Origin of the sequence: Aeromonas sp. L_1B5_3 (genome assembly GCF_963866575.1) — a bacterium.
Lineage (GTDB): Bacteria > Pseudomonadota > Gammaproteobacteria > Enterobacterales > Aeromonadaceae > Aeromonas > Aeromonas jandaei.
In genome coordinates this window covers 128,207-151,442 of the sequence record NZ_CAWMDN010000079.1, presented here as the reverse complement: position 1 = coordinate 151,442, position 23,236 = coordinate 128,207, and the positions used below count along the sequence as shown (strand labels likewise).

Genomic DNA, 23,236 nt, shown 5'->3' with positions numbered 1-23,236 from the left:
AAATGCGTCTGCCTTTCCTGGCAGGCAGCCTCTATAATAGAAGTCGATTAATAATCAGATGGATGTCAGCATATGGCGAGTATATTGGATTCAGTTGATCAACGAACCCAGCTGGTAGGGGAAAACCGCCTGGAGTTGTTGATGTTCCGTCTCGGCACCCGCCAGATGTTTGCCATCAACGTCTTCAAGGTGCGAGAGGTGGTCAAGCTGCCGCACCTCAACAAGATGCCGGGCTCTCACCACAATATCAGCGGGGTGGCCAATATCCGCGGCACCTCGATCCCGGTGATCAATCTGCGCAGCGCCATCGGCATGCGTCCCATGCCGGTCGACAGCGAATCCAACCTCATCATCACCGAATACAACCGCACCATTCAGGGCTTTCTGGTGGGGCAGGTAGCCAACATCGTCAACATGACCTGGAAGGATATTCTGCCGCCGCCGCGCTCGGCCGGGCGTGCCAACTACCTCACCGCCATTACCCGCATCCCGGAAGACGGGGTGGATCAGATTGTCGAGATCATCGACGTGGAGAAGGTGCTGGCGGAGATCATCACCTACGACATCAGCATCTCCGAAGAGGTGCTGGATCGGGATATTCTGCCCGAGATGCACGGCCGCAAGGTGCTTATCGTCGATGACTCCAGCACTGCCCGCAATCAGGTGCGCGAGACGCTGGGGCAGCTGGGGCTCGAGGTTATCGAGTGTCAGGACGGCTTGCAGGCGCTGACCCTGCTCAAGGGATGGTGCGATGCCGGCAAGAAGGTGACCAACGAAATCCTGTTGATGATTACCGATGCGGAGATGCCTGAAATGGATGGCTACCGCCTGACCCACGAAGTGCGCAGCGATCCGCGCATGGCCGATCTCTTCATCACCCTCAACACCTCCCTGAGCGGCAACTTCAACGAAGCCATGGTCAAGAAGGTGGGGTGTGACCGTTTTATCTCCAAATTCCAGCCCGACCTGCTGGTTGGCGTGGCGCAGGAGCGGCTGCGTCAGGTACTGGAAAAGTAACCCGCCATACAGTCTGCAATAAAAAACATCCCGCCTTGGCGGGATGTTTGCTTATCTGCTGTCGTATAGACAGAGCCCGTTACCAAGGCGTTAGCGGCTCATCAGTGGTTCCATGAAGCGGGCCACCTTGTCGCGGATCTGCGGCTGCGCCGCCGGGGCAGGGTGAATGCCATCGTTCATCATAAGTTCAGGGCGCAGCGCAATATCATCCATGAAGAAGGGGAGCAGGGGCAGCTTGTTGGTCTCGGCGAGTTCCGGGAAGATCTGCTCGAACTGGCGCAGATAGCGGGCTCCGTAGTTGCGGGGTAGCTGGATCTGGGTCAGCGCGACCTGAATCTGCTTCTCCTTGGCAAGGGCAATCATGCTGGCCAGATTCTGGCGGGTAATGGCAGGGGCAAAGCCGCGCAGGCCATCGTTGCCCCCCAGTTCAATCAGCAGCCAGTCTGGCTGATGCTGCTCCAGCAGGGCGGGCAGGCGAGCCAGCCCTCCCTGGGTGGTCTCACCGCTGACGCTGGCATTGATGAGGGTGTGCTCGCCCCCCTCGTTCTGCCATTTTTGTTCAAGCAGGGCTGGCCAGCTCTGCTTCTCCTGCATCTGATAGCCGGCACTCAGGCTGTCACCGAGCACCAGCAGGGTTTGCGCCTGAGCGGATGAGAGCAGGCTGCCGAGGCCAACCAGCAAGGCAAACAGAATACGCACCATCAATTCAACTCCCGCTATGGATTGCCATCAAGGGATTGGGACAAAGGATATCGAGCATGAGTTCAACCCCCATTATTGTCGTCAAGGGCCTCGGCAAATCGGTCAGCCTCGGCCAGGAAAGCCTCACCATCCTTGAAGGGATCGATCTGCAAGTCAATAGTGGCGAGACGGTGGCACTGGTCGGCGCCTCCGGGTCAGGCAAGTCTACTTTGCTCGGATTACTGGCCGGGCTCGATCTGCCAAGTCTTGGCTCCATCGAAATTCTCGGCAAGTCACTCGGCGAGCTGGATGAGGAGGGGCGGGCCAGATTGCGCGCCGAGCAGATCGGCTTTGTCTTCCAGTCATTCCTGCTGCTCCCGACCATGACGGCGCTCGAGAACGTGATGCTCCCCGCCGAGCTGCGCGGTGAGCGGGATTGTGAGCCAAGAGCCCGTGAACTGCTGGCGGCAGTAGGGCTTGGCGAACGTCTGCACCATATGCCGCCACGGCTCTCCGGTGGCGAGCAGCAGCGGGTGGCCATTGCCCGCGCCTTCATGACCCGGCCCAGCCTGCTGCTGGCAGACGAGCCGACCGGCAACCTCGACAGCAAGACCGGAGACAAGGTGATTGAGCTGCTGTTTGAGCTCAACCGCAAGCACGGCACCACTCTGGTGGTGGTGACCCATGACCAAGAGCTGGCCAGCCGGTGCCAGCGTCAGCTGGTGATGGCGGCAGGCAGGCTGGAGCGCGAGGTGAGTCATGCAGTGGTGTAACGCAGGGGGCAGGCGAGTGAGCGGAGGTGGTCAGGGATGATGCAGTGGCGATTGGGATGGCGACTGCTGCGCCGGGAAGGATGGAGCGGCGAGCTGCGCTGGTTTGTGTTGGCGCTGGCCCTGAGTGTGGCCTGTGTGCTCAGCGTGGCGCTGGTGGCAGATCGGCTGGAGGCGGGACTCAAGGCATCGGGCCGCGACTTTATCGGGGCGGATCGGGTGCTGCGCACTGCCACTGCGGTTCCGGATGGCTGGTTGCTGCAGGCACAAAAAGATGGTCTGGCGTTGCAGACCACGGTCAGTTTCAACAGCATGCTGTTTCACGGCGATGCGCTGCAGCTCGCCTCCATCCGGGCGGTGCCCGACGGTTTTCCCTTCTACGGCAAGCTGGAACTGACCCCGGCCCGGACTCCTGCCCCCGGTGAAATCTGGCTCTCCGCCCGGGTAATGCAGTTGCTGACGGCCAAGGTGGGGGATGAGCTGGAGGTGGGCAATACGGTGCTCAAGGTGGCAGGTCTGCTTGGCGAGGAGCCCGATCAGGGCTTCAGCCCCTTCCTGCTGGCGCCGCGGGCGCTCATCCACAGCGCCGACATCGAGGCGACCGGCGCCCTGCTGCCGGGCAGTCGTCAGCAGTGGCGCTATCTCTTCAAAGGGTCGCGAGAGGCGCTGGCCCGCTATGAGCGCTGGCTGGTTCCTCAGCTGCAGGCCGGGCAGAAGTGGATCACGCCCGATGACAGCGAATCCCAGGTGGGCCGCTCGCTGGTCAATGCCGAGCGCTTCTTCCGGCTGGCGTCCCTTTGCGGCGTGCTGCTGGGAGCGCTGGCAATGGGCATAGCGGTACGTCACTTTGCCGAACGCCAGACCAATATGGTGGCCCTGCTCAAGACGCTGGGGGCATCGCGCACCAGTCTGTGGCAACTGATGAGCGGACTGTTGCTGTCGCTGACTCTGCTCGGCGCCCTGCTGGGGCTGGTGGCGGGTACCGTCATGCAGTGGTTCACCCTGCAACTGCTGGGGGAGTTGCTGCCACCGGATCTGCCGCCCCCCTCCTGGCGCCCCTTTGCGCTGGGTGTGGCGGTAGCCCTCTTCATCACCCTGCTGCTCGCCTTTATCCCCTTCTTGCGGCTGCTGAAAGTGCCGCCGCTGCGGGTGTTGCGTCGCGAGCTGGAGGCGGGGATCCCCCCCTGGCTGGCGCTGCCGGTCGGTCTGCTCGGCCTGTTTGCGCTGGTGTGGGGCTTCACCGCCGATGTTCGATTGGCCTTTGGTCTGGTGGGTGGCATGGGCCTGCTGATGGGGCTGCTGGCTCTGCTGGCCTCCCTGATGTTGAGGCTGGGAGCGCGGGTGAGCGGTCCGCACGCCTTGCGGCTGGCGCTGGCCCATCTGTCGCGCGAGCGGCGCAGCGGTCTGTTCCAGCTGGCCGGTTTTGCGCTGGCGCTGATGTTGTTTGGCTTGCTCTGGGCGGTTCGCATCGATCTGCTGGAGGAGTTCTCCGCCCGTTTGCCCGCCGATGCCCCCAACCGTTTTCTGGTCAATGTGGCCGAGAACGAGCGGGAAGGGATCCTGAGCGAACTGGCGGGAGCTGGCGCCGTTACCTCCGACTTCTATCCCATGGTGCGCGGGCGCCTGACTCATATCGCCGGTGATGCGGTGGGGGAAGGGGCTCGCAGTGGTCGCGAGGGGGTCGATCGGGAGCTCAACTTTACTACCACGACGACCCTGCCAGCCGACAACAAGCTGGTGGCAGGGAAATGGCTCTCCGGCCCCGGCGAGGTATCGGTCGACAGCGAACTGGCCAAGCGGCTCGATATCAAGCTGGGGGACATGCTCGCCTTTACCATCGAGGGGCGCAGCTTCGGGGCTCGGGTCACCAGTCTGCGCAGTATCAAGTGGGACAACATGCGGCCCAATTTCTACATGATCTTCTCACCCGACCTGCTGGCCCCCTTCTCCCGCACCTGGATCGGCAGCTACAGGCTGCCGCCAGAGGGGCGTACCGCCGAGGTGGGGCTGATCCGCCACCATCCCACGGTGAGCCTGATTGATGTGGATGATCTCATCGTGCGGCTGACCCGGGTTTCGGAGCAGGTGAGCCGGGCGCTGGCCCTGATGCTGGGGCTGGTGACGGTGGCGGCGCTGCTGGTGCTGCTGACCCAGACTCAGGCCAGCATGGCCCAGCGGCGGCGCGAACTGCTGTTGATGCGCACCTTGGGGGCCGGCAGTGCGCTGCTTGGCAAGATGCTGCGCTGGGAGCTGGTGGCGAGTGGCTTGCTGGCCGGACTCTGTGCCGCCATGGTGGTGGAGTTGTGTGCCTTTGCTCTGCAGTTCTGGTGGTTTGATGGTCAGTGGCAGTTCCACTGGCGCATCTGGCTCGGATTGCCAACCCTGGGGGCGTTGCTGGTCACCCTGGCCGGTCAGGGAATGCGGCGCCAGCTGCTGGCGGGCACTCTCAGTGATCGGCTGCGTGGTTTGGGTCAGGGATTATTGTAATCAGGCCCTCGAGAGCGCAGGTGCTGGAGAGAATCAGCCCGACCAGTGGTCGGGCTGATTGCTGTGCGAGTTTTGGCTGTTCGGAAAGTGTTAGCGAGTCTCTCGCAACAGATCGGTCAGTGCCTGCGGCAGCTGCGGGTAGGCAAAGTGGAAGCCGGCCTGTTGCAGATGTGCGGGCAGTACGTTTTGCCCGGTCAGCAGCAGATCGGCAGCCTCTCCCATCACCAGTTGCAGCAGCGGTGCCGGGACGAAGAAGAGGTGCGGGCGATGGAGGGTGCGAGCCAGGGTCTGGCTGAACTCCCGGTTGCTGACCGGATGAGGTGCCGTGCCGTTGAAGATACCGTTGCACTCCTCGTGCTCCAGCAGAAAAAGCATGGCGCGCACCAGATCCTGCACATGGATCCAGCTCATCATCTGATTGCCACTGCCCATGGGGCCGCCAAGGCCGAGCCGATAGGGGGGCAGCATTTTTGGCAGGGCGCCGCCATCCATGCCGAGCACCAGCCCGATCCGCACGATGCATACCCGGGTCTGTTTGCTGCCGGCTTCCTGCGCCAGGGTTTCCCACTGCTGACAGAGCTGGTGGGTGAACTCCTGATGGGGTGAGCGGCACTGCTCGTCGAGGGGCTCAGCCCCCTGCCTGCCATACCAGCCGATGGCGGATGCGTTGATCAGCACACAGGGGGGCGTTGTGGAGAGCTTGATAAGGTCGACCAGCTGCTCGGTCAGCAGCCAGCGGCTGTCGCAGAGCAGCTGTTTGCGTTGCTCGCTCCAGCGGCCTGCGGCTATGGGTTCCCCTGCCAGATTGATCACTGCATCCACATCGTTGAGGTCATCGAGGCTGTCGAGGCTATCGATGATCTGGACATCGTGGCCAAGCAGGGAGTAGGCGCGACTGCCTTGTCGGCTCAGGACGACCACGTCGTGATTGACCTTGAGATGGGCCACCAGCCGGCGGCCAATAAAACCGGTTCCTCCGGTAATCAGAATCTTCATCGTTGCGCGCTCCTGCGGTCGTTTGCTCAACTTTAATGGTGCGGCTTCCCTTCAACAAGTGAGACGTGCTTCGGGAGTTTTTTGTTTGACGGGTGTTAACTCTATCCTCTTCTTACAAGATATTGTTGAACAACAGCTTGAATTGATTGATTTTTGTTGGGTGGACATATGTTGAACAATCGCTATTATGGCGACCCTTTTCGCCTGTCCACCGAGGCTGTCACCCATTATCCGAGCATCAAAGAGGCCTCCATGCCATTTCGTCGTTTAAAACTTCGCCAGCTTTACTCGAGGATTCTGGTGGCGCTGCTGATGGGGGGCGGGATCCTGCTGCTGGGGGTTGTTGCCGTTATCTGGCAGACCGTGACGGAGATAGAGCGTGATGCCGAGTCACGGTTGCAGCATGCCCGTATGATGTTTGATCGCTCCATCGGCCATGCCCTGCAAGCGGCCATCAATGTGGAGGGGATGCTTGGCCACCCCTGCAAGGATGCGGCACAACTGCTACGCGAACAGGTGGCAACGGTGCCCGATGTTCGTTCCGCCAATCTGGCTGTCGGCGGCCACATCTACTGCACCTCGCTTTATGGTGACTATGATGGCCCCTTCAATTCTGACAGCTATGTAGAAGGCAGACTGCAACTGATGCCTGGCAATGAGGTCACGCCGGATCGTCCCTTGATCGTGCTGCGTCATGAAACGGACAGGGGGAGTGTGCTGATTGGTATAGATGGCTACTACCTGCTCAATACTCTGGAGATCTCCAGCAAGAACTCCCCGATGGCTCTGGTGGTGGGGCAGAGGGCACTGTTTGGCTCAGGCCAGTTCGGGGCGGCACCCTCTCCGACAGAAGAGGGCTATATTGCCCTCGCTTCGGCCAATTTCCCCTATCAGGTCGTCACACGGGTCACGGTGCATGACTACTTGAGCCACGCATGGCGCTACTCCAGATATACCTTGCTTCTCTCTCCGTTACTGGCGCTGCTGATTGGATTCGGCACCTTCAGACTGATGGGGCGTAGCAGCTCACCATCGGAGGAGCTCAAGCGGGCGTTGATCGACGAGGAGTTTATTCCCTACCTGCAGCCGGTGGTCTCCGGCGATGACGAGCAGTGGCGTGGCTGTGAGGTGCTGATGCGCTGGCAGCACCCCAAACAGGGGATGATTCCGCCGGATCGCTTTATCCCGCTGGCGGAAGATAGCGGGCTGATTGTTCCTATGACCAGCCTGTTGATGGCCGAGGTGCGCGACCACTTCTCCCCTCATGCCGGCAAGCTGCCAGCAAAGTTTCATTTTTGCTTCAATATCAGTGCCAAACACTTTCAGGATCTCGACCTGTTGGCTGACTGCAAGGCGTTTCTCGACGCCTTCAAGGAGAATCCTGTTGATTTGGGGTTGGAGCTGACGGAGCGGGAGTTGCTGGTGGCCGATGAGACAACTGCCCAGATGTTTGCCGAATTGCGCAAACTGGGCGTGTTGATCTCTATCGATGACTTTGGCACCGGCCACTCCAGTCTGACCTATCTGCAACAGTTTCAGGTCGATGCCATCAAGATTGACCGGAGCTTTGTGGAGATGATTGGCACGGATGCACTCTCCAGCCATATCGTCGAGAACGTGATTGATCTGGCGAAACGGCTTGAATTGATCCTGATCGCTGAGGGGGTCGAGAAGCAGTCGCAGGCTGACTACCTGCGGGATCGCCATGTCGACTATCTGCAAGGGTATCTCTATGGTCGCCCCATGCCGATGGCGCAGTTCTGCAAGAGCCTGTTTGGCTGATTGTGGTTAAGTGAAGGCATAAAAAAACCAGCGAACTGTTCGCTGGTTTTTTTGTTTCAGTGCGGTGGCTTGGGTCAGAGCATCCGCTGGAGGGCGCGAGCCAGCCGCTTGACCCCCTCCTCAATGGTTGCTTCATCGACGCAGGAGAAGCTCAGGCGCAGGGTGTTCTGAATTTCGGGGCGCACATAGAAAGGGGCGCCCGGCACGAAGGCTACCTTCTCCTTGATCGCCTCGTCAAACAGGGCCATGGCGCTGATATGAGCCGGCAGGGTCAACCAAAGGAACATGCCCCCTTCCGGTCTGGTGTAGCTGACACCGGGCGGACAGTGACGAGTCAGAGCGGCTTCCATGGCGGCGCGCTGACGGCCATAGACCTCCTTGATCTTCTCCAGATGGGCATCGAGGGAGTTATCCATCAGGAAGCGGTGCAGCACCTGCTGGCTGAAGGCGTTGCTGTGCAGGTCGGTCGCCTGCTTGGCGATGGTCACCTTCTTGCGCAGCCACTCCGGTACCAGCATCCAGCCCAGACGGAAGGCGGGCACCACGGTTTTGGAGAAGGATCCGAGCAGCACGGTATTGTTCGGCGCCAGCTTGGCAATCGGGGGCAGATGTTCACCTTCGAAGCGCAGCTCGCCGTAGGGATCATCTTCTACCATCAGGAGCTCGTGGCGCACCAGTCGCTCGGCCAGCGCCTCGCGGTTGGCACGGCTGTAGGAGACGCCACTCGGGTTCTGGAAATTGGGTACGCCGTAGAGCAGCTTGGCATTGGAGCCGCTAGCCAGCAGCGCATCCAGCGCCGCCAGATCCAGCCCGGCTTCGCCGAGGGTGATTGGCTTGAAATTCGGTTGATAGACAGAGAAGGCCTGAATGGCGCCCAGATAGCCCGGCTCTTCGATGATGAGATCCTGCCCCTCGTCGATCAGCACCTTGCCCAGCAGATCCAGCGCCTGCTGGGAGCCGCTGGTGATCAGGATGTTGTCCGGATTGACCTGCATGCCGTGGCGGGCCAGATAGCGGTCGGCAATGTACTGGCGCAGCGGCGCATACCCTTCGGTCGCCGCATATTGCAGGGCGGCAGCCCCCTGTTCGCGCAGCACATCCTGACAAGCCTGATCGATCGCCTTGACCGGAAACAGGTGAGGATTGGGCAGGCCGCCGGCGAAGGATATGATCTCCGGATTGGCGGCAACTTTGAGGATTTCACGGATAAAGGAAGGCTCGACCTTCTCGAAGCGCTGGGCAAAAAACGGCTGCATAGGCAATTCTCTCGGCATGTGGGCGGTCGCTCCATTCGACCGCCAGGTTATCCGTTTGTATCAGATTTCAGAAATGAGGCAATGATTGTCACAAAAATCGCTAAAAAAGGGCTGGATTGACTCTACTGCGGATTATATTGGGCGGTTAGTCGGAGTAGTGATGCCAGTGAGGGGGCAGGGGAGTGGCTGGCTGGAATATTTGTTGCTCGAAACACTTGCGCCTTGGGCCCATCTTGGGATAATTCGCTCCCCTGTTTTTGCGGTGCGATGAAATAGCGGGCCGCAAGCGATCCCCCGGCGGGATCGGACACCAGATGTATTACCCGGATTGATGAAATAACGAGACCATTATGCCTGTGACCCAAGATGTATTTAACGAAGACGGCAAGTTCATGCGCAAGATCCGCAGCTTTGTCCGTCGCGAAGGCCGCCTGACCAAAGGGCAGGAGAAGGCCCTGGAAGAGCTCTGGCCGGTCATGGGCATCGATTTCGAGCCAAAGCAACTCGATCTGGTCGCACTGTTTGGCCGTGAAGCACCTGTGGTGCTGGAGATCGGCTTTGGCATGGGCGCCTCTCTGGTCGAGATGGCCAAGAATGCCCCCGAGAAGAACTTCATCGGCATCGAAGTGCACTCCCCGGGCGTGGGCGCCTGTCTGGGTACCGCTCAGGAAGCGGGTGTCACCAATCTGAAGGTGATTTGCCACGATGCGGTCGAGGTGCTGGAGCACATGATCCCGAACGGTTCACTCTCCTGCCTGCAGCTCTTCTTCCCGGATCCCTGGCACAAGAGCCGTCACCACAAGCGTCGTATCGTCCAGCCGGCTTTTGCGCAGGATATTCGCCAGAAGCTGGCCATCGGTGGTGTATTCCACATGGCCACCGACTGGGAAAACTATGCCGAGCATATGCTGGAAGTGATGAGCGCCGCCGAGGGGTATGAAAACACCTCCGCGACCGGCAACTGGGTGCCGCGCCCTGACTGGCGTCCGCTGACCAAATTCGAACAACGTGGCCATCGTCTGGGGCACGGGGTTTGGGATCTGATTTTCAAGCGTGTCAGCTAAGCTGGCACGTCAACACACCTAGCGTATCAACTAACTTGAGGAGCTATCATGGCCAATCGTAGCCGCCGCCTGCGCAAGAAACTGCGCGTCGATGAATTCCAGGAAATGGGTTTCGACATCAGTTTCAACTTCCCGGTCGGCACTGCCGAAGAGACCATCGATGCCGTAGTCGATGCGATGATCGATGAAGTGATCGAGCCCCGCAAACTGGCTTTCGCCGGTTCCGGCCACCTGGCCTGGGAAGGGATGATCTGCACCCAGCAGCTGGGCAAGTGCAGCGAAGAAGACCGTGCCGCCGTTAAATCCTGGCTGGAAGGCAAGGGGATGGAAGCTGTCGTGGTCACCGAACTGTTCGACCTCTGGTACGGCGAACCCGCCTGATACCAGACTCGCTGTGGCAGGCGAGCCGGTGTCGACTGCCTGCCGCAGTCAGATAGACAAATCCCGCCACTGGCGGGATTTTTGTCAGTGGGGATGGGATCTCCACACCCGCATTAGTCATGGAATTGCTTATGGTGTTGTCATCCGAATTACTGACCAGCATTCTGGAAGAGGTGCGCCCGCTGCTGGGACACGGCAAGGTGGCCGACTATATTCCTGCGCTGGCGCAGGTGCCGGCCGACCGGCTCGGCATTGCGGTCTGTACCGTGGAGGGGGAGCTGTTCACTGCCGGTGACGCCTTCGAACCCTTCTCCATCCAGAGTATCTCCAAGGCCCTGAGCCTGACGCTGGCACTCACCCTCTATCAGGAGGAGGAGATCTGGGCCCGGGTCGGCAAAGAGCCCTCCGGCCAACCTTTCAACTCGCTGGTTCAGCTCGAGTTCGAGCAGGGGATACCCCGCAACCCCTTTATCAACGCCGGCGCTCTGGTGGTCAATGATCTGCTGGAGACCCGCCTCACAGCACCGCGCCAGCGCACCCTGGAGCTGGCTCGCCGCCTCTCCGGCAATCCGGCCATCATGGCGGATCAGGTCGTCGCCCGCTCCGAATATCAGCACTCGGCCCGCAACGCCGCCATCGCCTATCTGATGAAGGCGTATGGCAACTTCGAAAACGAAGTGGACAAGGTGCTGCAGAGCTATTTCAATGCCTGCGCCATCCGCATGAGTTGTGTCGATCTGGCGCGAACCTTTATCTATCTGGCCAACCGCGGCTTGCCGCTTGGCGAAGCAACCCCGCTGCTGCCGGCGCGCACTACCAAGCAGGTCAATGCCCTGCTCGCGACCTGCGGCCTCTATGACGAGGCGGGAGATTTTGCCTACCGGGTTGGCATGCCGGGCAAGTCCGGGGTCGGCGGTGGTATCGTGGCCCTGATCCCGGGAGAATTGTGCGTCTGTGTCTGGTCGCCCGAGCTTAACAAAGCGGGCAATTCGCTGGCAGGGACGGCAGCGCTGGAGTTATTGGCCGAGCGTCTGGGCCGCTCCATTTTTTAACCTTGTTCACTATGAATCGAGAAATCACCATGAAACGACATCTTCGCTTCTTGCAGGCCGCGCTGGCGACCTTGCTGCTCTGGTGTGCCCTGCCCACCTTTGCAGCCGAGTTGCCACCGCTTTCGCTGGCTGATGCCAAGGCCAAACAGGCGGTCATCCTGGATACTCGCGCCAGCTACTTCTATCAGGGGTGGCCCATGGAGGGCGAGAAGCAGGGGGGCCATGTGGCTGGCGCCGAGAACCTCTCTGCCGAGTGGAAATACCGCGATGCGGATTGGCCTGCCGCCCTTGCCACCAAGGGGCTGAAAGCCGATCGCCCGGTTGCACTCTATGGTGCGCCGCGCGAAGTGGCTGAAGTGGCGCGCATGCTGCGCATGCAGGGCATCAAGCAGCTGTTCGAGCTGCAGGGCTGGCAAAGCTCCCCGCGCGAACACCTGGCTCGCTGGCAACAGCTGGTCTATCCGCGCTGGTTGCTCGACCTGCAGGAAGGCCGGCCGGTAGCTGCAGCGCCCAAGGGGGACTGGAAACTGTTTGAAGTGGATTGGGGTTCACCCAAGGCCTATCTGCTGAGCCATATTCCGGGGGCGGGTTATATCGATACCAACCGTCTGGAAGAGGAGCCGCTGTGGAACAAGGTCTCTGACGAGGCGCTTAAACAGCTGCTGCTGGAGAATGGCATCCGCCACGACACCACCGTGATCCTCTACGGTCGCAACACCATGGCGGCTGCCCGCGCTGCGCATCTGATGATGTATGCCGGCGTGGAAGACGTCCGCTTGCTGGACGGCGGCCTTGATGCCTGGTTTATCCAGCACCTGCGCACCGAAACCGGCCTGCCCAACAAATATGAGCCGGTGAAGGATTTTGGCGTGGCCATTCCGGCTCACCCCGAGTACTACACCACTTTGGATCAGGCCAAGACCCTGCTCAAGCAGCCCGATAGCGCGCTGGTCAGCGTACGTACCTGGGACGAGTTTGTCGGCAACACCTCTGGCTACAGCTACATCAAGCCGAAGGGCGATATCCCGGGGGCCAAGTGGGGTCATGGTGGTGTCGATGCCAACAGCATGAGCGACTTCCACAACCCGGACGGTACCATGAAGCCGGCCCGCGAGATCCTCGCCATGTGGGATGAGTGGAACATCGAGCCGACTCAGCAGGCCGCCTTCTACTGCGGTACCGGCTGGCGTGCCTCCGAAGCCTTCTTCTACGCCTGGCTGATGGACTGGAAGCGGATCAGCGTCTACGACGGTGGCTGGTACGAGTGGAGTTCCGATCCCAAGAACCCGACCGTGACCGGCGAGCGCAAACCTGCCAAGTAACGGATAGAGATCGCATAAAAGGCCGGACAGTTGTCCGGCCTTTTTTATTCCGGCGCCTGACTCATCACCGTCATAAAGGCTAACTCACTGATTTTTGACGCAGATCCCGTTCCCGAAATCGATGCAAACGGGGCCATGATGTTGAGCTAGGCTTCACTCATCATCCTCGTGGTGAGGGTGCAGAGGGAGGCAAAAGCGGCGATGAAACAACTGATGATGATCCTGATCTGTGCGCTGGGGCTGGTGGCATGCAGCTCCCAATACATCATGAGCACCAAAGACGGCAAGATGATCACCACCGATAGCAAACCCAAGCTGGACGAGAGCACCGGCATGTATCGCTACTACGATACCGAAGGGCGCGAAGTGATGATCAAGAAGGATGATGTCACCCAGATCATGGAGCGTTGAGCCAGCCATGAGATTACAAGGGCTGCCAGTGGCAGCCCTTGTTGTTTTTAAACCCGTGCAAATTGCCGACATTCGCAGCAAATTACCATCAATTCGCTGCTTTTGGCCGCGGGGTACAGCTTCCATTATGGTTGTTTCACTATCATGACGCTCCATTTTTTATTGGAGGTGTTATGTCCCTGCTCGCTCTCTGGCGTTCCCGTTTTTCCGTTCGTGCCCTGCTGGGAACTCTTCTGCTGGTTGTCGCTACTGCCAGCCATGCCGGTGAAGATCAATTCACCCTCGGCCGCACCATTCTGTTGGGCGCTGGTGATCATGGTGCCACCATTCCCATGGTGATTTGCCGCCAGACCAAATATATCAAGGTGAAGGCTGAGCGTGATTTGACCCTGGATCGAGTCGTCGTCACATATGGCGGTGATCGCACCAAGACGATCTATTTCGATCAGGATATGCGTGGTGATACCGAGACCGGCTGGAAATCCCTTGGCTCGCGCCGCTGTGTAAAAAAAATCGAAGTGTACGGTAATTCCGAGCGCAGCAAGGCCGGCGTGAAAGTATTTGGCCGTAAATAAGCGAAGCGATTTGTCGGTGTGAAAAACCGGATAAAAATAGTGGTGAGCAATGCTCGCCACTATTTTTTTATGGCCTGTTCGGGAGTGAGTTATTTCTTCGGCCGAAATGGCTTGATGACGGTTTCGTCGCACTCCAGATAGGGCCCTTCCATCAGGTCGATGCAGTAGGGAATGGCGGGGAAGACCGCATCCAGACACTCGCGGATCGACTTGGGTTTGCCTGGCAGGTTGACGATCAGGGTATCGTCGCGCAGGCCCGCAGTCTGGCGTGACAGAATGGCGGTCGGTACAAACTTGAGGGATTCGGCCCGCATCAGCTCGCCAAAGCCCGGCATCATGCGATCGCATACCGCTTCGGTCGCTTCCGGGGTGACGTCCCGTTTGGCCGGGCCGGTGCCGCCGGTGGTGACGATGAGGCAGCACTGCTCCTCGTCCGCCAGCCGGATCAGGGTCGCTTCAATCTGATCCTGCTCATCGGGGATCACCTCATAGACGGGCTCCCACTCCGAGGTCAGATAGGCGTTCAGGGTGTCGATGATGGCCTTGCCGGAGAGGTCTTCGTAGATGCCGGCACTGGCGCGATCGCTGACGGTAACGATACCGATTTTTGCCTTGCTCATGGTCTGCTCTTGGATATCCGAAAAAGTGGTAATTAAAATAACATAATCAGTGAGATAAGTTAAATCGCCAGAAAAGCTGAACCTTCCGGACTACGATTATCCAGCGTCGAATGAAGCAAAATATCCAGCAACAATTCATGAATCGGCAATAAAAAACAAATTACATCAGACAAAATTTTATAAGTGGCAGGTGGGCCGGATTATAAAAATAATCGTTTGATCCTTAACAGAATTAAAATAGAGAGAAGCGGCCAATACCAATAATACCCCGAAGGTCGTCATCAGGCAGATTGAACCCTTTATATTGGCATTGTATACAGAGAAAGAGATGCGCGGGGAATGAGTGCGAGATAGAGATGCAGCACAGGCTGTGCTGCCCGTTGGCGTTGCCTGGGAGGGCATATGGAGTTGCCTGATTTTGACACCCTGAAAGAACTGGCTGCGAGTGAACCCTCCCGGCTGGATGCCATTCTGGAGCAGCAGATTGAACAGCTGATGGCTCGGGCCAACCCCGAGCAGCAGCGCCGTTTGCGCGGGCTCCAGTTCAAGATTGACGGTCAGCGCAGGTTGGCAAAAAACAACCTCGACAGTTGTATACGGATTGCCAATATGATGCGGGACTCCTTTTATCTGATGGGCAGTGAAATGCGACAATTTCGCGAGGAGGAGATACCTCCGCCTGAAAACGATGGCAGTGGTAAAATAATCCGGTTGATCGACTATAAACGGCCCAAATAATCTATCGCAATATTTAATATTGAAACTTGATTTGATGGAGAGTGGCAAAATAAGAACCTGCCACTCTCTTTTTATTTGTTATGGATTTTTATGTTGCTGGTGATGAAATTGTGATGAGGTTTTATTTTATTGGACCCAAATAGATTATTCAGGGAGTTGTGATAAGGGTGGATGAATAGCGATAAAAGTTAAGCTAATATGGCCAAAATTTATTGCTACGACTCGAAGGGATTATGAGAAGTATCACACCAAGACGGGTGCTGTCGCGGGAGCAACAGACAGAAATCACCCGCATTATCGTCAAGGTGGGGCAGATGCTGGCCCAGTTTGGTGCCGAGAGCCGGATCATCGAGCAGACCACAGTACGCCTTGGCATGGCGCTGGGTCTGGAGAGCGTCGAGATGGCCATCTCCTCCAGTGCCATCGTGCTCACCAGCCTCTATCAGGGCAGTTGCGTCACTACCACCCGGCGGGTGCGCGAACACGGCATCAACATGCAGGTGGTGTGCGAGATCCAGCGCATCTGCATCATGGCGGAAAAAGAGCTGATCGGTGCCCGTGAAGTGCGCCTGCGACTCGAAGCTATCGTCCCTTTTCATTACCACCCCTGGCTGGTGGTGCCCATGGTGGGGCTTTCCTGCGGTGCTTTCAGCCTGCTGTTTGGCGGTGACTGGCCCATCTTCGTGGTGACCTGTCTCTCTGCTGCGATCGCGATGCGGGTGCGCCAGCTGATGGCCCGCCATCACCACAGTCCGCTTATCAACTTTGCCGTGACCGGCTTTATCGCCACCCTGCTTGCCTCCAGCGCCACCTTTTTTGGCTGGGGCAGTCAGCCCTATCTCGCCATGGCGGCCAGCGTGCTGCTGCTGGTGCCGGGTTTTCCGCTCATCAATGCCGTCTCCGACATGGTGAAGGGCTACTTCAACATGGGGCTGGCACGCTGGGGCACTGCGACCCTGCTCACCATCAGCGCTGCCATTGGCATTATTCTCGCCATGTCGGTGACCGGGATCTGGGGGTGGAAGGTATGATGGATCTGCTCTGGCTACTGGCCAAGGATGCCTTCTGGTCGGCCATTCCGGCAGTCGGGTTCGCCATGTTGTTCAACGTGCCGCCACGAATGCTGAAGTACTGCGCCATGGGTGGTGCGCTGGCCCATAGTCTGCGTACCCTGCTTATCCACTACGGCATGCCTATCGAGTGGGCGACCCTGACCGCATCCACCACCGTGGGCTTTGTCTGCGTCTACTGGTCGCGCCGTTTGCTGGCGCCGCGTCCGGTGTTCAGCGTCGCCTCCATTATCCCGATGATCCCGGGCAGCTACGCCTTCAAGACCATGATCGCGGTGGTGGAGCTCAACATCAACGGCGTGACCATGAACCTGCTCCAGAGCGCGGTGGAGAACGGCCTCAAGGCGCTTTTTATCGTGGGAGCCCTCAGTTTCGGTTTGGCGATCCCCTCTCTGGTCGTGTACCGTAACCGCCCCATAATCTGACGGATGGTGAGAAGCCCAATGAAGATTTCCATGATTGCCGCCATGGCCCACGATCGGGTGATCGGCAAGGACAACCAGATGCCCTGGCACATGCCGGCCGATCTGGCCCACTTCAAGCGGGTCACCCTTGGCAAGCCGGTATTGATGGGGCGCAAAACCTTCGAATCCATCGGTCGTCCGCTACCCGGACGGCGTAATCTGGTGATCAGCCGCAATCCTGGCTATCAGGCCGATGGTATCGAGGTGGTGGGTTCCGTCGAGGTGGCGCTGGCGCTGCTGGCCGACAACGAAGTGGCGGAAGTGATGGTGATCGGGGGCGGGCACCTCTATGCCGAGTTGCTGCCCAAGGCCGATTGCCTCTATCTGACTCGCATTGAGCTAGAGGTGGAAGGGGATACCCGTTTCCCTGCCTTTGCGGATGAGCAGTGGCAGTGTGTCGAGCGTGAAGTTCACCAGGCCGATGAGAAGAACCCGCACCCCTATCGTTTCGAAACCTGGCTGCGCAAGTAACGTCTTATGGCACAAACAACAAGGGCACCTTCGGGTGCCCTTGTTGTTATGGGGTCAGATACCCGACCCGCCATTTTCAGCGCTCTCTTCGTGCAGGCCGCACTCGCGCTTGAGGCCGAAGAATCGGGTCTGCTCCTCGCTCATGCCGGGCTCCCACCTGGTGGTGGTGTGCACGTCGCCCACCGAGAGGTAACCCTGCTCCCACAAGGGGTGGTAGGGGAGGTCGAACTCTTTGAGGTAGTAGTGCACATCCTTGTTGCTCCAGTCGATCACCGGCAGGAACTTGAAGCGGCCGCGCTGGATGGCCAGTACCGGCAATCCTTGGCGGCTGCCCGATTGCTCGCGGCGTAGCCCCGAGAACCAGGTGCGGGCACCCAGCTCCTGCAGGGCGCGCTCCATGGGTTCGACCTTGTTGAGCTGGTTGTAGCGGGTGATCCCCTCCACTCCCTGCTCCCACAGCTTGCCATAACGCGCTTCCTGCCAGGCGGGGGTGAGCACCGCCCGGTAGGTTTGCAGGTTGAGCCCAAGACGCTCGGTCAGTTCATCGATAAAGCGGTAAGTCTCGGGGAAGAGATAACCGGTATCGGTCAGCACCACCGGAATCTGCGGTTGCTCGCGGCTCACCAGATGCAGCATCAGCGCCGCCTGAATGCCAAAGCTTGACGACAGGATATGGCCACCCGGCAGGTTGGCCAGCGCCCAGCGCACCCGCTCGGCAGCACTCATCTGCTCCAGCTCCCGGTTATGGGGAGCCAGTGCCTCAACCTGTTCGTCCCGGGTCAGGGTCAGCAGGTGGTCGAGATCGAGAGTCATGATATCCCCCTCAGGCGGCGTAGAAGTCGATGGCCGAGTTGACCACTGGTGCGACGATACCGACGCGGATGACGAAGTCGCCAAACCCTTCGCCCGGTTCGCGCTCTCTGGCCCAGCGGCCGATCAGGGCGTCCAGCTCAGCCAGGATCTGCGGCTCTGTGATGTTCTCCCGGTACATGCGCGGAATGCGCGTACCTTCGAGGTTGCCGCCCAGATGGAGGTTGTAGCGGCCGGGCGCCTTGCCCACCAGACCCACCTCCGCCAGCATGGCGCGGCCGCAGCCGTTGGGGCAGCCGGTGACCCGGAATACGATGGCATCGTTCGCCAGCTCGTGCCTGGCCAGCAGTCCTTCAAGTTCGGTGACGAAGGCGGGCAGCATGCGCTCCGCCTCGGCCATCGCCAGCGGGCAGGTAGGCAGGGCCACGCAGGCCATCGACTGCTTGCGCTGCTCGCTAACGCCGTCATCCAGCAGGCCGTACTGGCGTGCCAGCCCTTCGATACGGGCCTTCTCGGCAGCCGGGACGCCCGCGATGATCAGGTTCTGGTTGGCGGTCAGGCGAAAATCCCCCTGATGTACCTTGGCGATCTCCAGCATGCCGGTCTTGAGCGGCTTGCCCGGGAAGTCCAGCAGGCGGCCATTCTCGATAAACAGGGTGAGGTGGTGCTTGCCGTCGATCCCCTCGACCCAACCGAAGCGATCGCCACGGCTGGTGAATTCGTAGGGACGCACCTCGCCAAACTGGATGCCGGCGCGGCTCTCCACCTCGGCCTTGAAGGCTTCGACGCCAACACGTTCGAGGGTGTACTTGGTCTTGGCGTTCTTGCGATTGACCCGGTTGCCCCAGTCGCGCTGGGTGCTGACCACAGCGGCCGCCACCTCCAGCACGTGGGAGAGCGGAATAAAGCCAAAGTCGCTCGCCTTGCGCGGGTAGGTGCTGGTGTCGCCGTGGGTCATGGCCAGCCCGCCGCCCACCAGCACGTTGAAGCCTACCAGCTTGCCGTGTTCGGCAATCGCCACGAAGTTGAGATCGTTGGCATGGATATCCACGTCGTTATGAGGCGGGATCACCACAGTGGTCTTGAACTTGCGCGGCAGGTAGTTGGAGCCCAGGATCGGCTCCTCATCCTGCCCCAGTTTTTCACCGTCCAGCCAGATCTCCACGTAGGCACGGGTTTTGGGCAGCAGGTGCTCGGAGATCTTCTTGGCCCACTCGTAGGCCTCCTGATGCAACTCGGACTCCACCGGGTTACTGGTGCAGAGCACGTTGCGGTTCACGTCGCCCGCAGTGGCGATGGAATCGATGTCGGTGCTGTTGAGAGTCTGGTGCATCAGCTTGATGTCGCGCTTCAATACGCCGTGAAACTGGAAGGTCTGCCGGGTGGTGAGACGGATGCTGCCGTAGAGGGTGTTCTCTTCGGCGAACTTGTCGATCACCTGCCACTGAGCCGGAGTAATGATGCCGCCGGGCAGACGGGCACGCAGCATGACGTTGTGCAGTGGCTCCAGCTTTTGCGCCGCGCGCTCCGGGCGGATATCGCGGTCATCCTGCTGGTACATGCCGTGGAAGCGGATCAGCTGGAAGTTGTCTCCATTGAAGCCGCCGGTGAGCGGATCCTGCAGATCCTGCTCTATGGTGCCGCGCAGAAAGTTGCTTTCGCGTTTCAGACGTTCGTTGTCGGCCAGCGGTCCTTCGACCGACCCCGCTTTTGGGTGAGAAAGAGGTTGTTTGCTCATCAATAGACATCCCTTTGATAACGTTTGGCACGACGCAATTCGCTCAAATACTCTTCTGCTTCCTCACGGCTCTTGTGGCCATGTTCGGCAATCACATCCAGCAGGGCCTCCTGCACATCCTTGGCCATCCTGTTGGCGTCACCACACACATAGAAGTGAGCGCCTGCTTCCAGCCACTGATAGAGCTCCAGGCCCGCTTCGCGCAGGCGGTCCTGCACATAGATCTTGTGGGCCTGATCCCGGCTGAAGGCCAGCGAGATCTTCGAACGCAAGCCCGATTTCACATAACGCTGCCACTCCACCTGATAGAGGAAATCCTGGGTAAAGTGCGGATTGCCGAAGAAGAGCCAGTTCTTGCCTGAGGCACCGATGGCTTCCCGCTCCTGCATAAAGGCGCGGAACGGGGCGATGCCGGTACCCGGGCCCACCATGATGACGGGGGTGTCGGGATTGGCGGGCAGGCGGAAGTTGTCGTTGTGCTCGACAAACACCCGTACCTCGGCGCCCTCTTCAAGGCGATCAGCGAGGAACGAAGAGGCGCCGCCACTGCGCACCGTGCCGTCCTCTTGCGGATAGCGCACCACCCCGACGGTCAGGTGCACCTCCTCTTCCACTTCGTGCTGGCTTGATGCGATGGAGTAGAGGCGCGGGGTGAGGGGGCGCAGCAGGCCGATGAGCTGCTCGGCCGTGAGGTCGGTCGGGAAGCGCTTCAGTACATCCACAATCTGGGCTGAAGCGACCAGCCCATTGACCTGAACCTTGTCGCCGGCCAGATCTTTCAGCGCTGCATTGCCTGCTATCTCGGCAAGGCCTGTGATAAAGCCGCCGTGCAACCGGGTCAGTTCGAAGTGACCGGTCAGGGCTGCACGCAAGGTGCCGTGGGCCGTGGCTTCATCGCCGGAGAGGCCGGTCAGGGCCTGCACTTCACTAACCAGTTCGGCATCGTTGTCGAACCAGACGCCGAGGGCATCCCCCGGTTGGTAGCTGAGGCCAGACTCTTCAAGGTTGATCTCGATGTGGCGGATATCCTTGGTGGAATCCCGGCCGGTGATCTTCTGATTGACCGACAGGCGGGCAGGGAAGGGGTTCTCCTTGCTGTAGTGGCTCAGGCCAACCGCCTGCTGCACCGCGTTGGCCACGCTGCTGCTTGCCGCTCCGGTGGAGAGGGTCGCGGCAATGGCATTGATGGCCTGCTCGCCCCACGCCTTGGCTGCATCCTGATAATCCACATCGAGGCTGGCGAGTTCGTGAATGCGCTCGGCCCCCGCTTTGGCGAGGAAGTCGTCAAAATCTTTGCCGGTCTGGCAGAAAAATTCGTAGGAGCTGTCACCCAGCCCCAGCACGGCGAACTTGAGGCCCTCGAGTTTGCCTATCTTGCCTTTCTTCAGCTGGTCGTGGAGGTCGACGGCGCTCTCCGGCGGTTCACCCTCCCCGTAAGTGCTCACTACCACCAGCAGGTGGCTCTCTTTCTTGAGCTGCTTGGGTTTGTAGTCTGCCATCGACGTGAAGGTAACGGGTAGGCCACGGGCCTCTGCCTGCACCTTGATGGCACTGGCGACACCTTTGGCGTTGCCGGTCTGCGAGCCGTAGAGAATGGTCAGGCTGCCACTGGGCGCAGACACAGCCGCGCCGGTCACGGCAGGCTGCAAGCCGCTCTGGGAGAGCCCGTAGAGATAACCGCTCACCCAGGCAAGCTGCTGGGTATTGAGGGTGGCGAGCGCCTGGCTTAGCTGGCGTTGCTGCTCGTCGGAGAGGGGCGTCAGGTTGATCAGGGAGTCCTTCAATTGCATCACACACGTCTTCCATGGTCTGAGTTGTGGTCAGGTTAAGGGGTGTGATGGATAGCAACAAAGAATAAAAATATAACCTTTATTTCATTATTGCATTTAGAAAGGTATGCAGTGGCAAACGGGATAAAAAACGCCCCGCAGTTGCAGGGCGTTTTCAAGCTATCGCGCTCGGGATGGATCCCGGTGGGCATAAACCTTACTTCTGCGGACGCAGAGCCGGGAACAGGATGACGTCGCGGATGGTGTGGCTGTTGGTGAACAGCATTACCAGACGGTCGATACCGATACCCTGACCGGCAGTCGGCGGCAGGCCGTGTTCCAGCGCGGTCACGAAGTCGGCGTCGTAGAACATGGCTTCGTCATCGCCAGCGGCTTTCTGGTCAACCTGAGCCTGGAAGCGCTCGGCCTGATCTTCTGCATCGTTCAGCTCGGAGAAGCCGTTGGCCAGCTCGCGGCCACCGATGAAGAATTCGAAGCGGTCGGTCACGTCCGGGTTCACGTCGTTGCGGCGGGCCAGCGGAGAGACGGCAGCCGGGTACTCGGTGATGAAGGTCGGTTGCAGCAGCATGTGTTCAACGGTCTCTTCGAAGATCGCGGTGATCACGTGGCCCAATTCCCAGCTCTTCATCAGCTCGATCTTCAGGCGCTTGGCGACGGCAGTCGCCTTCTCCAGAGTGGCCAGATCGTCACGGGTGACATCCGGGTTGTACTTCAGGATGGAGTCAACCATGGAGAGGCGCTGGAACGGCTGACCGAAATCGATGGTCAGACCCTCTTCACCCTCTTTGGCGTAACGGATCTTGGTGTCGCCCAGAATGTCCTGTGCCAGAGTGCGCAGCATCTCTTCGGTCAGGTCCATCAGGTCGATGTAGTCGGCGTAGGCCATATAGAACTCGAGCATGGTGAACTCGGGGTTATGGCGAACGGAGATACCTTCGTTACGGAAGTTGCGGTTGATCTCGTAGACACGCTCGAAACCACCAACCACCAGACGCTTCAGATAGAGTTCCGGAGCGATACGCAGGTACATGTCGATGTCCAGCGCATTGTGGTGAGTGATGAACGGACGGGCAGAAGCACCACCCGGGATGACCTGCATCATCGGGGTTTCCACTTCCATGAAACGCTTGTCGTTCAGGAACTTGCGGATACCTGCAACCACTTTGGTACGGGTTACGAAGGTCTTGCGGGACTCTTCGTTGGCGATCAGGTCCAGATAACGCTGACGGCAGCGAGCTTCCTGGTCGGTCAGACCCTTGTGCTTCTCGGGCAGCGGACGCAGCGCCTTGGTCAGCAGACGGATGTCGGAGACATGGATGGAGAGTTCACCGGTCTGGGTCTTGAACAGAGTACCTTCGACACCCACGATGTCGCCCAGATCCCACTTCTTGAACTGCTCGTTGTAGAAACCTTCCGGCAGGTCGTCGCGAGTGACGTAGACCTGGATCTTGCCGGCCATGTCCTGCAGGGTGGCGAAAGAAGCCTTGCCCATGATCCGGCGGGTCATGATACGACCGGCAATCTTCACCCGTTTACCCAGGCTCGTCAGCTCCTCGGCGCTCTTGTCGCCAAACTCTGCCTGCAGATCGCCGGAGAGGCTGTCACGACGGAAGTCGTTGGGGAAAGGATTGCCCTGGGCGCGCAGGGCGGCCAGCTTGGAACGACGCTCAGTCATCTCGTTGTTGAGTTCGAGTGTTTGATCGACTTCCGGAGTGATGGTTTGTTCAGACATGGTGATTCC

The 23,236-nt window shown here is 59.4% G+C and carries 22 protein-coding genes; 14 read left to right on the top strand and 8 right to left on the bottom strand.

Annotated elements, in window-relative coordinates:
* The first annotated feature begins 72 nt into the window (after nucleotides 1–72).
* Nucleotides 73–1,017, top strand: a complete 945-nt coding sequence (locus AACR93_RS05330) for a chemotaxis protein CheV (RefSeq protein WP_033112748.1) — start codon at nucleotides 73–75, stop codon at nucleotides 1,015–1,017.
* 90 nt (nucleotides 1,018–1,107) lie between these two features.
* Here the strand turns inward: AACR93_RS05330 and AACR93_RS05325 are convergent, their stop codons facing one another.
* On the bottom strand, nucleotides 1,108–1,719 hold the full coding sequence (locus AACR93_RS05325; protein WP_043850202.1) for an arylesterase: 612 nt from the start codon (nucleotides 1,717–1,719) through the stop codon (nucleotides 1,108–1,110).
* A 56-nt stretch (nucleotides 1,720–1,775) separates the two neighbouring features.
* Between AACR93_RS05325 and AACR93_RS05320 the strand changes: the two genes are divergently transcribed.
* Entirely contained in the window at nucleotides 1,776–2,471 is a 696-nt protein-coding gene (locus AACR93_RS05320) for an ABC transporter ATP-binding protein (RefSeq protein WP_043850201.1), read from the top strand.
* A 36-nt stretch (nucleotides 2,472–2,507) separates the two neighbouring features.
* Nucleotides 2,508–4,955, top strand: coding sequence for an ABC transporter permease (locus AACR93_RS05315; protein ID WP_043850200.1), 2,448 nt, complete (start codon nucleotides 2,508–2,510; stop codon nucleotides 4,953–4,955).
* Nucleotides 4,956–5,045: 90 nt separating this feature from the next.
* On the opposite strand, the gene AACR93_RS05310 is transcribed toward AACR93_RS05315, so the two are convergent.
* Nucleotides 5,046–5,951 (bottom strand): TIGR01777 family oxidoreductase, encoded by a 906-nt coding sequence (locus AACR93_RS05310; protein ID WP_043850199.1) that lies wholly within the window; start codon nucleotides 5,949–5,951, stop codon nucleotides 5,046–5,048.
* A gap of 252 nt (nucleotides 5,952–6,203) precedes the next feature.
* Here AACR93_RS05310 and AACR93_RS05305 point away from each other — a divergent pair, with 252 nt between their 5' ends.
* The gene (locus AACR93_RS05305; protein WP_043850214.1) at nucleotides 6,204–7,733 is read left to right on the top strand and encodes an EAL domain-containing protein; all 1,530 of its coding nucleotides are present in this window, start codon (nucleotides 6,204–6,206) and stop codon (nucleotides 7,731–7,733) included.
* Nucleotides 7,734–7,807: 74 nt separating this feature from the next.
* Here AACR93_RS05305 and AACR93_RS05300 read toward each other — a convergent pair whose 3' ends face one another.
* On the bottom strand, nucleotides 7,808–8,989 hold the full coding sequence (locus AACR93_RS05300; protein ID WP_041209939.1) for an aminotransferase-like domain-containing protein: 1,182 nt from the start codon (nucleotides 8,987–8,989) through the stop codon (nucleotides 7,808–7,810).
* Nucleotides 8,990–9,339: 350 nt separating this feature from the next.
* Here AACR93_RS05300 and trmB point away from each other — a divergent pair, with 350 nt between their 5' ends.
* The 6 genes from trmB to AACR93_RS05270 all read left to right on the top strand — a co-directional run bounded on the left by trmB (nucleotide 9,340) and on the right by AACR93_RS05270 (nucleotide 13,794).
* On the top strand, nucleotides 9,340–10,053 hold the full coding sequence (gene trmB, locus AACR93_RS05295) for a tRNA (guanosine(46)-N7)-methyltransferase TrmB (RefSeq protein ID WP_005335228.1): 714 nt from the start codon (nucleotides 9,340–9,342) through the stop codon (nucleotides 10,051–10,053).
* Nucleotides 10,054–10,101: 48 nt separating this feature from the next.
* Nucleotides 10,102–10,434 (top strand): YggL family protein, encoded by a 333-nt coding sequence (locus tag AACR93_RS05290; protein WP_033112740.1) that lies wholly within the window; start codon nucleotides 10,102–10,104, stop codon nucleotides 10,432–10,434.
* Between the two features lie 131 nt (nucleotides 10,435–10,565).
* A complete protein-coding gene (gene glsB, locus AACR93_RS05285) occupies nucleotides 10,566–11,486 on the top strand; it encodes a glutaminase B (protein WP_043850198.1) in 921 nt (306 codons plus the stop codon).
* Nucleotides 11,487–11,515: 29 nt separating this feature from the next.
* Complete coding sequence (locus AACR93_RS05280) at nucleotides 11,516–12,808, top strand: sulfurtransferase (RefSeq protein WP_043850197.1); 1,293 nt, start codon at nucleotides 11,516–11,518, stop codon at nucleotides 12,806–12,808.
* A 201-nt stretch (nucleotides 12,809–13,009) separates the two neighbouring features.
* A complete protein-coding gene (locus AACR93_RS05275) occupies nucleotides 13,010–13,219 on the top strand; it encodes a YgdI/YgdR family lipoprotein (protein ID WP_033112737.1) in 210 nt (69 codons plus the stop codon).
* A 173-nt stretch (nucleotides 13,220–13,392) separates the two neighbouring features.
* Nucleotides 13,393–13,794, top strand: coding sequence for a DUF2541 family protein (locus AACR93_RS05270; protein WP_041209941.1), 402 nt, complete (start codon nucleotides 13,393–13,395; stop codon nucleotides 13,792–13,794).
* Between the two features lie 89 nt (nucleotides 13,795–13,883).
* Here AACR93_RS05270 and mog read toward each other — a convergent pair whose 3' ends face one another.
* Nucleotides 13,884–14,414, bottom strand: a complete 531-nt coding sequence (gene mog / locus AACR93_RS05265; protein WP_043850196.1) for a molybdopterin adenylyltransferase — start codon at nucleotides 14,412–14,414, stop codon at nucleotides 13,884–13,886.
* Nucleotides 14,415–14,816: 402 nt separating this feature from the next.
* Between mog and AACR93_RS05260 the strand changes: the two genes are divergently transcribed.
* From AACR93_RS05260 to folA, 4 genes are all read left to right on the top strand, one after another.
* A complete protein-coding gene (locus tag AACR93_RS05260; RefSeq protein WP_041209943.1) occupies nucleotides 14,817–15,152 on the top strand; it encodes a DUF3135 domain-containing protein in 336 nt (111 codons plus the stop codon).
* 233 nt (nucleotides 15,153–15,385) lie between these two features.
* Nucleotides 15,386–16,183, top strand: a complete 798-nt coding sequence (locus AACR93_RS05255) for a threonine/serine exporter family protein (protein WP_042029862.1) — start codon at nucleotides 15,386–15,388, stop codon at nucleotides 16,181–16,183.
* Complete coding sequence (locus AACR93_RS05250; protein ID WP_042029861.1) at nucleotides 16,180–16,647, top strand: threonine/serine exporter family protein; 468 nt, start codon at nucleotides 16,180–16,182, stop codon at nucleotides 16,645–16,647. Before AACR93_RS05255 ends, AACR93_RS05250 begins: the two co-directional genes overlap by 4 nt.
* An 18-nt stretch (nucleotides 16,648–16,665) precedes the next feature.
* Nucleotides 16,666–17,157 (top strand): type 3 dihydrofolate reductase, encoded by a 492-nt coding sequence (gene folA / locus AACR93_RS05245; protein ID WP_043850195.1) that lies wholly within the window; start codon nucleotides 16,666–16,668, stop codon nucleotides 17,155–17,157.
* A 54-nt stretch (nucleotides 17,158–17,211) separates the two neighbouring features.
* Here the strand turns inward: folA and AACR93_RS05240 are convergent, their stop codons facing one another.
* The 4 genes from AACR93_RS05240 to lysS all read right to left on the bottom strand — a co-directional run bounded on the left by AACR93_RS05240 (nucleotide 17,212) and on the right by lysS (nucleotide 23,227).
* The gene (locus AACR93_RS05240; protein ID WP_043850194.1) at nucleotides 17,212–17,970 is read right to left on the bottom strand and encodes a phosphoadenylyl-sulfate reductase; all 759 of its coding nucleotides are present in this window, start codon (nucleotides 17,968–17,970) and stop codon (nucleotides 17,212–17,214) included.
* A 10-nt stretch (nucleotides 17,971–17,980) separates the two neighbouring features.
* Nucleotides 17,981–19,705 (bottom strand): assimilatory sulfite reductase (NADPH) hemoprotein subunit, encoded by a 1,725-nt coding sequence (gene cysI / locus AACR93_RS05235; protein WP_043850193.1) that lies wholly within the window; start codon nucleotides 19,703–19,705, stop codon nucleotides 17,981–17,983.
* On the bottom strand, nucleotides 19,705–21,495 hold the full coding sequence (locus AACR93_RS05230; RefSeq protein ID WP_043850192.1) for an assimilatory sulfite reductase (NADPH) flavoprotein subunit: 1,791 nt from the start codon (nucleotides 21,493–21,495) through the stop codon (nucleotides 19,705–19,707). Before AACR93_RS05230 ends, cysI begins: the two co-directional genes overlap by 1 nt.
* A gap of 196 nt (nucleotides 21,496–21,691) precedes the next feature.
* Nucleotides 21,692–23,227 carry a lysine--tRNA ligase gene (gene lysS / locus AACR93_RS05225; protein WP_033112728.1) on the bottom strand — a complete coding sequence of 512 codons (1,536 nt, stop codon included), beginning with the start codon at nucleotides 23,225–23,227 and terminating at the stop codon, nucleotides 21,692–21,694.
* Nucleotides 23,228–23,236 lie beyond the last annotated feature (9 nt).

Excerpts from the sequence above, each read along its gene's own strand:
- AACR93_RS05330 (WP_033112748.1), top strand. The coding sequence starts at position 73 with ATGGCGAGTATATTGGATTCAGTTGATCAACGAACCCAGCTGGTAGGG.
- AACR93_RS05325 (WP_043850202.1), bottom strand. The coding sequence starts at position 1,719 with ATGGTGCGTATTCTGTTTGCCTTGCTGGTTGGCCTCGGCAGCCTGCTC.
- AACR93_RS05320 (WP_043850201.1), top strand. The coding sequence starts at position 1,776 with ATGAGTTCAACCCCCATTATTGTCGTCAAGGGCCTCGGCAAATCGGTC.
- AACR93_RS05315 (WP_043850200.1), top strand. The coding sequence starts at position 2,508 with ATGATGCAGTGGCGATTGGGATGGCGACTGCTGCGCCGGGAAGGATGG.
- AACR93_RS05310 (WP_043850199.1), bottom strand. The coding sequence starts at position 5,951 with ATGAAGATTCTGATTACCGGAGGAACCGGTTTTATTGGCCGCCGGCTG.
- AACR93_RS05305 (WP_043850214.1), top strand. The coding sequence starts at position 6,204 with ATGCCATTTCGTCGTTTAAAACTTCGCCAGCTTTACTCGAGGATTCTG.
- AACR93_RS05300 (WP_041209939.1), bottom strand. The coding sequence starts at position 8,989 with ATGCAGCCGTTTTTTGCCCAGCGCTTCGAGAAGGTCGAGCCTTCCTTT.
- trmB (WP_005335228.1), top strand. The coding sequence starts at position 9,340 with ATGCCTGTGACCCAAGATGTATTTAACGAAGACGGCAAGTTCATGCGC.
- AACR93_RS05290 (WP_033112740.1), top strand. The coding sequence starts at position 10,102 with ATGGCCAATCGTAGCCGCCGCCTGCGCAAGAAACTGCGCGTCGATGAA.
- glsB (WP_043850198.1), top strand. The coding sequence starts at position 10,566 with ATGGTGTTGTCATCCGAATTACTGACCAGCATTCTGGAAGAGGTGCGC.
- AACR93_RS05280 (WP_043850197.1), top strand. The coding sequence starts at position 11,516 with ATGAAACGACATCTTCGCTTCTTGCAGGCCGCGCTGGCGACCTTGCTG.
- AACR93_RS05275 (WP_033112737.1), top strand. The coding sequence starts at position 13,010 with ATGAAACAACTGATGATGATCCTGATCTGTGCGCTGGGGCTGGTGGCA.
- AACR93_RS05270 (WP_041209941.1), top strand. The coding sequence starts at position 13,393 with ATGTCCCTGCTCGCTCTCTGGCGTTCCCGTTTTTCCGTTCGTGCCCTG.
- mog (WP_043850196.1), bottom strand. The coding sequence starts at position 14,414 with ATGAGCAAGGCAAAAATCGGTATCGTTACCGTCAGCGATCGCGCCAGT.
- AACR93_RS05260 (WP_041209943.1), top strand. The coding sequence starts at position 14,817 with ATGGAGTTGCCTGATTTTGACACCCTGAAAGAACTGGCTGCGAGTGAA.
- AACR93_RS05255 (WP_042029862.1), top strand. The coding sequence starts at position 15,386 with ATGAGAAGTATCACACCAAGACGGGTGCTGTCGCGGGAGCAACAGACA.
- AACR93_RS05250 (WP_042029861.1), top strand. The coding sequence starts at position 16,180 with ATGATGGATCTGCTCTGGCTACTGGCCAAGGATGCCTTCTGGTCGGCC.
- folA (WP_043850195.1), top strand. The coding sequence starts at position 16,666 with ATGAAGATTTCCATGATTGCCGCCATGGCCCACGATCGGGTGATCGGC.
- AACR93_RS05240 (WP_043850194.1), bottom strand. The coding sequence starts at position 17,970 with ATGACTCTCGATCTCGACCACCTGCTGACCCTGACCCGGGACGAACAG.
- cysI (WP_043850193.1), bottom strand. The coding sequence starts at position 19,705 with ATGAGCAAACAACCTCTTTCTCACCCAAAAGCGGGGTCGGTCGAAGGA.
- AACR93_RS05230 (WP_043850192.1), bottom strand. The coding sequence starts at position 21,495 with ATGCAATTGAAGGACTCCCTGATCAACCTGACGCCCCTCTCCGACGAG.
- lysS (WP_033112728.1), bottom strand. The coding sequence starts at position 23,227 with ATGTCTGAACAAACCATCACTCCGGAAGTCGATCAAACACTCGAACTC.